The organism is Rhodococcus opacus (assembly GCF_012396235.1).
In the GTDB taxonomy this organism is placed as follows: domain Bacteria; phylum Actinomycetota; class Actinomycetes; order Mycobacteriales; family Mycobacteriaceae; genus Rhodococcus_F; species Rhodococcus_F opacus.
In genome coordinates this window covers 19,367-30,595 of the sequence record NZ_JAAXPA010000046.1, presented here as the reverse complement: position 1 = coordinate 30,595, position 11,229 = coordinate 19,367, and the positions used below count along the sequence as shown (strand labels likewise).

The 11,229-nt window shown below is 67.2% G+C and carries 9 protein-coding genes and 2 pseudogenes; 7 read left to right on the top strand and 4 right to left on the bottom strand.

What is annotated here, in order from left to right; translation table 11 throughout:
• Nucleotides 1–126 precede the first annotated feature (126 nt).
• Nucleotides 127–1,143, bottom strand: a pseudogene (locus HGB39_RS36045) (MFS transporter); the annotation flags it as partial.
• Between the two features lie 96 nt (nucleotides 1,144–1,239).
• Entirely contained in the window at nucleotides 1,240–2,607 is a 1,368-nt protein-coding gene (locus HGB39_RS36040) for an FAD-binding oxidoreductase (RefSeq protein ID WP_005567931.1), read from the bottom strand.
• A gap of 105 nt (nucleotides 2,608–2,712) precedes the next feature.
• Here HGB39_RS36040 and HGB39_RS36035 point away from each other — a divergent pair, with 105 nt between their 5' ends.
• A complete protein-coding gene (locus HGB39_RS36035) occupies nucleotides 2,713–4,581 on the top strand; it encodes a helix-turn-helix domain-containing protein (protein ID WP_081276476.1) in 1,869 nt (622 codons plus the stop codon).
• Between the two features lie 6 nt (nucleotides 4,582–4,587).
• Here the strand turns inward: HGB39_RS36035 and HGB39_RS36030 are convergent, their stop codons facing one another.
• Nucleotides 4,588–5,172 (bottom strand): TetR/AcrR family transcriptional regulator, encoded by a 585-nt coding sequence (locus tag HGB39_RS36030; protein ID WP_005567928.1) that lies wholly within the window; start codon nucleotides 5,170–5,172, stop codon nucleotides 4,588–4,590.
• Nucleotides 5,173–5,273: 101 nt separating this feature from the next.
• On the opposite strand from HGB39_RS36030, the gene HGB39_RS36025 reads away from it, so the two are divergent.
• The 6 genes and pseudogenes from HGB39_RS36025 (at nucleotide 5,274) to HGB39_RS36000 (ending at nucleotide 10,442) form a co-directional block, all read left to right on the top strand.
• Nucleotides 5,274–6,416: an acyl-CoA dehydrogenase family protein gene (locus tag HGB39_RS36025; RefSeq protein WP_005567925.1), complete on the top strand. Its 1,143-nt coding sequence runs from the start codon at nucleotides 5,274–5,276 to the stop codon at nucleotides 6,414–6,416.
• Nucleotides 6,417–6,448: 32 nt separating this feature from the next.
• Complete coding sequence (locus tag HGB39_RS36020; protein ID WP_005567924.1) at nucleotides 6,449–7,630, top strand: acetyl-CoA C-acetyltransferase; 1,182 nt, start codon at nucleotides 6,449–6,451, stop codon at nucleotides 7,628–7,630.
• A 47-nt stretch (nucleotides 7,631–7,677) separates the two neighbouring features.
• On the top strand, nucleotides 7,678–8,439 hold the full coding sequence (locus HGB39_RS36015) for an SDR family NAD(P)-dependent oxidoreductase (RefSeq protein ID WP_005567922.1): 762 nt from the start codon (nucleotides 7,678–7,680) through the stop codon (nucleotides 8,437–8,439).
• Between the two features lie 609 nt (nucleotides 8,440–9,048).
• Nucleotides 9,049–9,429: pseudogene (locus tag HGB39_RS40060) on the top strand (CocE/NonD family hydrolase C-terminal non-catalytic domain-containing protein); the annotation flags it as partial.
• Between the two features lie 95 nt (nucleotides 9,430–9,524).
• Complete coding sequence (locus HGB39_RS36005) at nucleotides 9,525–9,890, top strand: HNH endonuclease (RefSeq protein ID WP_043790354.1); 366 nt, start codon at nucleotides 9,525–9,527, stop codon at nucleotides 9,888–9,890.
• Between the two features lie 60 nt (nucleotides 9,891–9,950).
• Nucleotides 9,951–10,442: a hypothetical protein gene (locus HGB39_RS36000; RefSeq protein ID WP_005567917.1), complete on the top strand. Its 492-nt coding sequence runs from the start codon at nucleotides 9,951–9,953 to the stop codon at nucleotides 10,440–10,442.
• Nucleotides 10,443–10,489: 47 nt separating this feature from the next.
• Here HGB39_RS36000 and HGB39_RS35995 read toward each other — a convergent pair whose 3' ends face one another.
• A complete protein-coding gene (locus HGB39_RS35995; protein WP_005567916.1) occupies nucleotides 10,490–11,173 on the bottom strand; it encodes a PAS and ANTAR domain-containing protein in 684 nt (227 codons plus the stop codon).
• Between the last annotated feature and the right edge of the window lie 56 nt (nucleotides 11,174–11,229).

The window sequence follows — 11,229 nt, the reverse complement described above, 5'->3', positions numbered from 1 at the left end:
GCCGTCGTCCTGGCGATCAATAACCGGCCCCGCAAGATCCACGACTGGCGAACCCCCGCCGAGGTCTTCGCCGACCAGCTACGCTCACTGCAACAGCCAGGTGTTGCGACGACCGATTGAATCCGCCATGTACAGGGCGATCGGAATGGAGACGGCTCCGATCAGGGTGGGGATGGCGACGTGCCAGATCCTTTCACCGGTTCGGTCGGAGTGTCTGCTCCACAACACCATTGCGACAGCACCCACCGCGAACGGGACCGCGACGATCAACCCGGTGGTGAACAGCGAGAAGTCGGTGTCGAACGTCTTCTTGAAACCGGCGACGATGCTCGGCAGGAAGAAACTGAGCGAGTACAACCCGTAGGTGATCCCGAAGTAGACGAGCCCCAGCATCCAGACGCGGGAATCGGTCACCGCCCGGCGTACCGAGCCGCTGATGTGAGAGCCGGATTCGGTCGCCTCGGATTCGAGTTCACGAGTGAGCCACACCTTTTCGTCCTCGTCCAGCCATGTGGCCTGCGAGGGCCGGTCCGTCAGGTAGAACCAGGTGACCACCGCGAGCACGACGGCCGGGATCCCCTCGATCAGGAACATGACCCGCCACCCGGACAGTCCGAACAACCCGTCCCAGTACTGGATGACGGCGCTCGACAACGGGGCTCCGAGCGCCGACGACACCGGGAGCGCGAGAAGGAACAGGCCCATCAGCCGGACCCGATAGGCGCGGGGAAACCACAGGGTCAGGTAGAGCAGAACACCCGGGAAGAATCCCGCCTCGGCGATACCCAGCAGCATGCGCAGCGTGTACAGCGAGCCGGCATTGGGCACGAAGGCCATGGCCGCCGCGATGATTCCCCACGTCAGCATGATCCGGGCGATCCACCGGCGCGCCCCGAACCTGTGCAGCGCGAGATTGCTCGGCACCTCGAACAGGAGATATCCGATGAAGAAAAGCCCGGAGGCCAGACCGAACATGGTCTCGGTGAGTCCGAGCTCCTCACTCATCGTCAGCTTCGCCAGCCCGATATTGGTCCGGTCGAGATAGTTGACGAAGTAGGCCAGGCCGAGGAACGGAATGAGCCGCCGGGCGACCTTCCGGACCACCCTCGCCTCGATCTCGGGTTTCTGCAGTACAGAGGACATGTGTGACTCGACTTTCTGAGGAGTGGGCATGGGTCGGACCGCCGTGTCCCGCTCGGCCGAAAAGCGTGCGTGACAGGCGTTGGTGCTCGGGGTGGTTTACGAGAAGATCTTCCCGGGGTTCATGATTCCGCGCGGGTCGAGGGCGTTCTTCACCGATCGATGCATGCCGAGGACGACCGGATCGAGTTCCTGGGCGAGGCCGTCCATCTTCAGTAGACCGACGCCGTGCTCGCCGGTGACCGTGCCGCCGAGTTCCAGTGCCGCGTCGATGATGTCCGCGAACGCGGCCTGTGCACGGGCGCGGGCCGCCTCGTCGTCGCGGGGTGTGATCAGCAGCGGGTGCAGGTTTCCGTCGCCGGCGTGTGCGATGTTGGCGATGGTGGTCTCGTGGGCGATGCCGATCTGTTCGATGCGCGCAAGCATCTCGGGGACAGCCCGTTTCGGCACGCACACGTCTTCGGTGAGGACCGGTCCGAGTCGTTCCATCGCGGGGTAGGCCAGACGACGCGCAGCGAACAACGCGTCGGCTTCCTCCTGGTCGGTGGAGACGGCAGACCAGGTGGCTCCGGCTTCCTCGAAGCACGACAGCATCTTCTCCGCTTCCTGGTCGCCGACAACTCCCGCGGTGTCGATGCGGCCGAGCAGAACGACGTTCGCCTCCACCGACAATCCCATCTTCTTCCACGCGTCGACGGCGATGAGGCACTGCTTGTCCACCAGTTCGAGCGCCGACGGGGTGAGCCCCGCCGCGGCCACCGCGCTGACGGCCCGGCCCGCGTCGACTATGGAATCGAAGTAGCCGGCCACCGTGCGCTGCGGGTCCTGGAGCGGTCGCAGTTTGACGGTGATTTCGGTGATGACGCCGAGCGTTCCCTCGGATCCGACCATGAGGCCCGCCAGATCGTAACCGGCCACACCCTTGGCGGTCTTGCGTCCGAGGCGCACGAGGTCACCGGTGCCGGTCACGATCTGCATGCCGAGCACGTAGTCACGGGTGACGCCGTACTTGACGCAGCACAGTCCGCCCGCGTTGGTGGCGACGTTCCCTCCGATCGTCGACCACGGTGAACTGGCCGGATCCGGCGGATACCAGAGTCCGTGTTCGGCGCACGCGGCGCGGAGATGGTCGTTCACCACGCCGGGCTCGACGACGGCATACCGCTCGAGCGGATCGATTTCCTTGATCGCGTTCATGCCCTCGAGGGCGAGGACGACGCAGCCGTCGGTCGCGTTCGCTCCGCCGGACAGACCGGTCCCGGCGCCCCGGGTGACGACGGCGGTGTCGTGGTCGAGGCAGGCGCGCACGACAGCCTGGACTTCGAGGGCCGTTCGGGGCCTGACGACCGCGAGCGGTGCTGCGTACGGCGCCCACTCGGCTTCGTCGTGCTGGTACTTCGCGACGACGTCGGGGTCGCGCACGACGCGATCCGCGGGGAGGGATGCCAACAGTGCATCGATCAACATGGCGAAAACCGGTCCTTTGCGGGCGAGAAGGTGATGTCTCGAATCTAGCTGTGATCTGGATCTCGGCCAATGTAGATTTCATCTATCAAATCCAGGAATCCATGGATGGAGACACCAGTGAGTACTGCCGATCGCGGCTGGATGGAGCTGCTGCTCGACGACGCACCCGTCGACGAACTCGATGCCCTCCGGCGCACGCTGATCGAGGAATCCGGCGCGTCCGACAGGGCCGCGGTCGAACGCGAAGCCAACGCCGCACTCCGGCTCCGCGCGCAGCTCGACCAGCGCCAACAGCGCAGTAGGGAGCTGGCGGCGCTCAACGACATCGCCGCCAGGCTGACGACCGTCCGCTACGACCGGGTGTTGCTGCAGGAAGTGGTCGATCAGGCGCGGCAACTGCTCGGTGTGGATCTCGCCTACATGGGATCGGTGTACGACGAGGAATTCGTCATCGAGGTCACCAGCGGGGCCTTGACCCCGAACCTCGTCGGAATCCGACTGTCCCTGGACGAAGGACTCGTAGGCCTGATCGTCCGCAGGTCCGCACCGGAGTGGACACCCGACTACCAGAGCGAACCGGCGTTCCGGCACATCACCGGAGCCGACAGCGCAGCGCGGTCGGAGAACATGCGCGGCCTGCTCGGGGTGCCCCTGCGCGTCGCCGACCGCGTCATCGGTGCCCTGTTCGCGTGCAAGCGTCAGGAGCGGGCCTTCACCGAATCCGAGATCGCGCTGCTGTCGGCGCTGGCAGCCCATGCAGCGATCGCGATCGAGAACGTTCGCTCGTTGGAACGTGAGCGCGACACCGTCGCACGGCTCGAATCGGTGAACGCCGAATTATCACAGCGCACAATCGAGCTCGAACAGATACTGCAGTGGGATCGGACGCTGACTCAGGTGGTGCTGCTCGGGGCGGGAGTGCAGCGTTTGGTGCAGGACGTCGCGCAGCTCTCCCGGCAACCGGCCTATTTCGTGCAGGACGAATCCGCGTTGCCCGTCGACCTGATGCCGCATGCCGATGACGTGTCGGCGGCGGTCCGTGAGCTTCGGGCGGGAGGGAAGGACCACACCGAACGCGGCGAGGTGGTCGCACAGCGTGTCGCGGCGGCCGGCGAGATGCTCGGCGCCCTCCTGTGCGTGGGAGCCGGGCAGCCGACCACGCGTCTCCTGCTCGAACGTGCGGCACCCGCGATCGCGCTGTCGCTCGCCGAGGAACGTGCCGCCGGGGAGGCGACGCGTCGTGCACGGGATGCCTTTCTCGTCGACCTGCTGACCCATCCCGCCGCGACCGCACAGGACGAGCGCCGCCAACTGCGGTTGGCCGGGCTCAACCCCGACACGACGTACTGCGTCGCCGTGGCGATCGCCACGGGCCCGGATACGGTCCGTACCGCCCTCGGGACATTCGCGTTCCCTTCGGGAACCGTTGCCGCGGAGCATGGTTCCCGCGCACTGGCGGTCGTGCCCGCCAAGGATTCCGCCTCCGTCCAGGCGGTATTCACCGCCGGACGGCTCGACGCGACGATCGGAATCGCGGAGCCGGCGCGTGGCGCGAAGGCGCTCGCGCAGGCCTACGTCGAAGCCCAGCAGACCGTCGACGTGCTCGACACATTGGGACGCGCGGGGGACGTCTCGTCCGCGCGCGGCCTGGGCATCTACCGGATCCTGCTGAGTCACATGGCGCGCGAGCACCTCGACGAACTCACCGAGGCCCAACTGGGGCCGCTGATGGCGGAGCAGGCAAAACGCGGAGTGCCACTGCTGGAAACACTGTCGGAGTATCTGGCTCACGGACGCCACCATTCGGCGACCGCGGCGAGTCTCGGCGTGCACGTCAACACCCTCTACCAGCGTCTCGACGCGATCGACCGCCTCCTCGGCCCGGACTGGCGCAACCCCGACAAGGCTCTCGATCTACAGGTGCTGATGCGGTTGCGCAGAACCGCGGAACTACTCGGCGCACGAACTCGGTGACACGGTTCAGGCGCTGATGCCGCCCGTGAGGATCGCGGCGAGTTCGGCGTAGGCGTGCGCGTCGTCGAGTCCGGTGCTGTCGCGGACCCCGCGTTGCTGGATGCGGACCATCATGGTGGCGGCGAGGTCGGCGGCGAAGGCGGCGTGCACGTCGCGGAAGTCCCCGCCGGCGACGCCTTCGGTGATCAACTCCTGGACCCGACCAGCCGCGAACTGGGTGTTCCGTTCGTACACCTCCCGTGCCGGCGGGAAGGCGTCGAGGTCGGCCATGAACTGGTCGGATGCGGCCGAGAGGGCGGTGCCCACGGCCGACAGGTAGGCGGTGATCCGCTCGCGGGCCCCGGCGATCGGCTCGATGTGCGACTCGACGTCGTCGGTCGCGCGGCGGAAGAAGTGCACGGTAGCGGCTCGGACGAGCTGCTCTTTGCTGCCGGCGAGGGTGTACAGCGTCGACTTCGAACAGCGCAGCCGGTTCGCGATCTCGTCGAGCGTCAGGTGGGCGAACCCCTCGACCAGGATCAGGTCGACGAGGGCGTCGAAGAGCTGGGTGCGCCGTCGGGTGGCGAAACCGGGTCGGGTGGGCTGCTCCATGACAGAAATAGTACTGGGCGATGCCTTGCAGTACTATTCCGCAATCAGTACCCTGGGGCGTAATCCAGTACTGTTTTCCGTAGCCTTCTCGAGGAGAAACCGTGGCCGTCGATCGCTTGCTGCCTACTGACGAAGCCCGTGACCTGATCCAGCTCACGCGCGACGTCGCCGACAAGGTCCTGACGCCGATCGTCGACGAGCACGAGAAGTCGGAGACCTACCCCGAAGGCGTGTTCGCCACCCTCGGCGAGGCCGGACTGCTGAGCCTGCCGTACCCGGAGGAGTGGGGCGGCGGGGCGCAGCCGTACGAGGTGTACCTGCAGGTGCTCGAGGAGATCGCCGCCCGCTGGGCATCGGTCGCGGTCGCGGTCAGCGTACACAGCCTTGCCTGCCACCCACTGATGGCGTTCGGCACCGACGAACAGAAGCAGCAGTGGCTCCCGGAGATGCTCGGCGGCAACACCATCGGCGCCTACAGCCTGTCCGAACCGCAGGCCGGATCCGACGCCGCCGCACTGACCTGCAAGGCCACAGCGACCGACGGCGGGTACGTCGTCAACGGCGCGAAGGCGTGGATCACCCACGGCGGCATCGCCGACTTCTACAACCTCTTCGCCCGCACAGGTGAGGGATCGAAGGGGATCTCCTGCTTCCTGGTCCCGAAGGACACCGAGGGCCTGACGTTCGGCAAGCCCGAGGAGAAGATGGGCCTGCACGCCGTGCCGACAACGTCCGCGCACTACGACGACGCCTTCGTGCCCGCGGAACGACGTATCGGCGCGGAAGGGCAGGGTCTGCAGATCGCGTTCAGCGCACTCGATTCCGGCCGGCTGGGCATCGCCGCGGTCGCCGTCGGTCTCGCGCAGGCCGCCCTCGACGAGGCCGTCGCCTACGCCCAGGAGCGGACTGCGTTCGGCAAGAAGATCATCGACCATCAGGGACTCGGCTTCCTGCTGGCCGACATGGCCGCCGCCGTCGACTCGGCACGCGCCACCTACATCGACGCGGCCCGTCGCCGCGACGCCGGCCTGCCGTACTCCCGCAACGCGTCCGTCGCCAAGCTCGTCGCCACCGACGCCGCCATGAAGGTCACCACCGACGCCGTCCAGGTGCTCGGCGGCTACGGCTACACCCGCGACTTCCGCGTCGAGCGGTACATGCGGGAAGCGAAGATCACGCAGATCTTCGAGGGCACCAACCAGATTCAACGCCTGGTCATCAGCCGTACCCTCGCCGCGAACTGACGCACCCACCCCCGAGAAAGGCTCCTCCTCACATGCCCACCTCTGTGATCGTCGCCGGCGCCCGCACCCCGATCGGCCGCCTGCAGGGTTCGCTCGCCGGATTCTCCGGCGCCGACCTCGGCTCCATCGCCATCGACGCGGCGCTCGGCAAGGCCGGTGTGGCCCCGGACCAGGTGCAGTACGTCATCATGGGGCAGGTCCTCACCGCCGGCGCCGGGCAGATGCCCGCCCGTCAGGCCGCCGCGAAGGCCGGCATCCCGATGAGCACCCCGTCGCTGAACATCAACAAAGTCTGCCTGTCGGGGGTCGAGTCGATCATCCTCGCCGACCAGTTCATCCGGTCCGGCGCGTTCGACGTGATCGTCGCCGGCGGCATGGAGTCGATGAGCCAGGCACCGCACCTGCTGCCCGGTTCACGCGGCGGTTTCAAGTACGGCGACGTCACCCTCGTCGACCACATGGCCCTCGACGGGCTGCACGACGCATTCACCGATCAGCCGATGGGGCTGCTCACCGAGGCCGGCAACGACAAGGACGTCATCGCCCGCGACGACCAGGACGCGTTCGCGGCGCGCTCGCACCAGCTGGCCGCGAAGGCCTGGGACAACGGGATCTTCGACGAAGAGGTCGTCCCGGTCGAGATCCCCGCCCGCAGGGGTGAGAGCACCTGGCTGCGCCGCGACGAAGGCATCCGCCCCGACACCACCGTCGAAACCCTGGCGCGGTTGCGCGGCGCGTTCCGCGACGGAGGCACCGTCACCGCGGGGAACGCGTCGACGATCAACGACGGCGCCGCCGCCGTGGTGGTGATGAGCAAGGAACGCGCCGAGGCGGAGGGGCTGACCTGGCTGGCCGAGATCGGCGAGCACGGCATGGTCGCCGGACCGGATTCGGGTCTGCAGTTCCAGCCGTCCGGTGCCATCGCGAAAGCCTGTGATGCGGAAGGTATCTCGCCCGCCGAGCTGGATCTGATCGAGATCAACGAGGCGTTCGCCGCGGTCGGGATCGCCTCCACCCGCGAACTCGGCGTCGACCCCGACCGGGTCAACGTCAACGGCGGTGCCATCGCCCTCGGCCACCCGATCGGCATGTCCGGCGCCCGCATCACCCTGCACCTCGCGCTCGAGTTGCAGCGCCGCGGCGGCGGCACCGGTGCCGTCGCCCTCTGCGGCGGCGGCGGACAGGGCGACGCCCTGATCCTGCGTGTCCCCTGACAACCCCGTTTCCCCACACTGCCGCAACCCTATTCGAGGAGAACTTTGTGAAGATCGATGGAGCCGTCGCTGTCGTCACCGGCGGAGCATCCGGACTCGGTAACGCCACCGCCCGGGCCCTGCACGAGCGCGGCGCGCAGGTCGTGCTGCTGGACCTCCCGTCGTCCGACGGGGAAGTCGCCGCCAAGGAGATCGGGAAGGGTGCCTACTTCACGGCCGCCGACGTCACCTCCGCCGGTGACGTCACGTCCGCGATCGACTTCGCCGCGTCGCTCGGCGACCTTCGCGTGGTGGTCAACTGCGCCGGAATTGCGACGCCCGGCAAGGTTCTCGGCAAGGCAGGCGCCCTTCCCCTCGCGGACTTCGAACGCGTCGTCCGCATCAACCTCGTCGGCACCTTCAACGTCCTGCGCCTCGCCGCGGAGAAGATCGCCCAGACCGAACCCGTCGACGGGGAACGCGGCGTCATCATCGACACCGCCTCCGTCGCCGCGTTCGACGGCCAGATCGGTCAGCCCGCCTACGCTGCTTCCAAGGGCGGCGTCGCCGCGATGACACTGCCGATCGCCCGCGAACTGGCCCGCCACCTCATCCGCGTCGTCACCATCGCACCCGGAATCTTCGAAACGCCCATGATGGCCGGGCTTCCCGAGGAGGCGCAGAAGTCCCTCGGAGAGCAGGTGCCGCACCCCTCCCGGCTCGGCAAGGCCGCCGAATACGCCGCCCTCGCCGCGCACATCATCGACAACGCGATGCTCAACGGCGAGACCATCCGCCTCGACGGCGCCATCCGGATGGGCCCCAGGTAGGCGACCCGACCGTTGCGGTCGGCGGCACCGAGTCATCGCGTGCCGCCGGCGGCACCGACCGGACGGATTCCTCGATCAGACTGGGACCGGATCGCTCGGCCTACATTCCTACCTAGTTCGCGAATTTGAATGCTGATCGACGTACTCGCGCTTTCCGGAGGGGGTCGAAATCTCCGTCACACATGCGACCACATCTTCGGTGCGGGGGCATGCAGGCCGCGGTTGCAAAGTGAGACATCCGGTGCGGAGCCAAAGACTTGGCTCCATTCCACGCAACAGCCTGGAGATGGAATGATTTCTCCACGTGGAGTGCGTTGCGAGCAGCGGAGCCTTGTCCGAGCCCTACGCCGGAACGGTTTGCCTTTCGGCAGCCGATTGCATTGTTCCTCGGTCGCGAAGATCATCCGCTCCCGTCCTTGCTCCACTCCCTTTCGCATTGTGCCTACGAGGCTGCCAGTCGCTCTACGCAGCAAGGCTTTCTGACCACTGAGGTCGTTCGCGAGGGCCACCACGCGGTATGGGCTGACTGGCCAGACGATATACGGTGACGAGATCAGGCTTGGCGGCGGCGGCGATGTCGTCGATCGCGGTCGCGGAGTATCCCTTTCCGACCCGAACTTCGTTCTGCATCTGTGGGATTCCGCTCCCGACGGCAAGCGACAGCTGATCATGTCCGGTTACCTCGAGGCGTCGCACCACGAACTCGATGAGCGCACCACCGAGGGCAACCCGCACCACCCGCATAGCCGCGCTGTGCCGGTCGAGCCCGGGACGATCGAGGAGTACGTGCTGCGCCTCTACCCGTTTGCCTCGACGTTCCGACCGGGACACTCTCTGACGGTGGAGCTCTCGAACAACGAACCGCCGGCCGACGCGCATAACGCACTACTGCCACCCGAAGCCTTCCATCTGCCGGTCGGCCGCCCGGTCACCCACAAGATCTACCGGGACGCCGCGCACCGGTCCCGCCTCGTGCTTCCGTTCACGACACCCAAGGCCGGAGGAGCAGAGGTAGCGAAACTGGTCTCGGCCTGTGTGCCGGCGGAGTACTGGCCATCGGCGAACGGATCGGTCACGATCGACGGGTGGACCGCACCGCCAGACTCGCCCTCGCCGTCGACCGGCAGGGCGGACGATGCCTGTGGTGCGGTCGTCGTTTCGGACCGTTGATTCCGCCGACCACCGAGCACCTCGTGCCACGACTCAAGGGTGGCCCCAGCATCACAGCCAACGAGGCCGCCGCGTGTCGGCGCTGCAACGCGGACCGCGGCCATACCGGTCCGGTCGACTGGCTCGCGCAGTGCCGGAGCCGACACGGTTGGGCCCCGCAGTCGAGCCTGCTCGCGACCCTCCTGAACGCGTTGGACGCCGAACTCGACCACGTGGGTGGACATCGCCGCGCCAAGCGGTACCTGTCCGGCCAACTGCGACGCTGCCGGAACAGCCCGTGATGTGCGCACGAGCGTGACGGCAGCCTGTGTGGCTGCTCCCGGGGCCGGGCACTCTCCAGTATGGGATCGAACGCAGGCCGCCCCACCAGCCCGACGGCCGCAGCTCTCGGCGGTCGGCTGATGCAACTGGTCGGTGACCGCGACGCCGCCCGGTTCTCGTTCGAGATATCCCGAGTGTGCGCCGAACCGCACCCAGACGGAGAGCGGCCGAAATACGGCGACGTGCTCGCCTGGGTCGTCGATGCCATCGTCGGCGTGGTCATCGCGCGTCTGGGCGCCGCGGGCCCAGGGGAGAGGTTCATCCTCGACCTCCGCTTCACGGACGGCGGCTACGTCGACGTCGACGCCCTACCGGCATCGGCGCGGTGGGTGCTGCGGACAGTGTCGGCCGTCCTCGCCGAGGATCACGCGGAAGTGGAGCGGTCTCTCACCGCGGCCGAGCGACAATTCGACCTCACCATGCGCGCGGAAACCCTGGCCGACGCGCTCATCTGGCTCGACTTCGTTCTCGGCGTCGACCTTCCCGACCCACCCGACGTCACCACCGCATAGGGGGACGCCTGGCTCGGCCCAGGTGCCGTGCGGGGGTGCGGCCACGATCAGTTCTGTACTCCCGGCTGGGTGTCGGGGTGCTCGTGTGCGGTCAGGAGCAAGTGGTCGAACCGGGCGCGAAACGACTCGGGGAGGGTCGCCTCGGCGGCGAGAGCCTCGACGAAACGCTCGGCGAGGGCATGAAGTTTTGTGTTGGTCTCCTGTGAACGCCAGGTGAGGATGCCGAAGGCGCGTTCTGAGGAGATGCCGTAGACGAGCATGAGTGCACCCTTGGCCTGCTCGATCACCGCCCGCGATTGTTCGAGTTCGGCGACGGCCTCGGTGAGCGCCGCGTTGAACTCACGGAGGTCGGTTTCCAAGGCTTCGGTGACGTCGATGTAGTACCCCGATGTGCCGACGACTTGGTTGTTCTTGTCGAGCATGCGATCGCCGACCACGATGACGTGGTGGATGCGCCGTTCGGTGTCGATGATGCGGTGCTTGCTACTGAACGGCTCGCCGCCGTGGATCATCTTGTCGAAGAGGGCCGCGACCTGAGGTTGGTCGTCAGGATGCTTGTGGGAGAGCAGCAGTTCCGTGGTGGGGGCTATCTCGCCTGGGTGGTAGCCGTGCATCCGGGCGACGGGGTCGGACCATTCCCAGCGCTGGCCGTCGAGGTAGAACCGGAAACTTCCGCCCTGTGGGGGTGCATTCGAGCCACGGAGCTCATCAGTGTCCACAGCGACACCCACGGCACTGCGCGCTCGACCATCCTCGCCCTGAAACCACTGCCACAGTATGCCGCGCA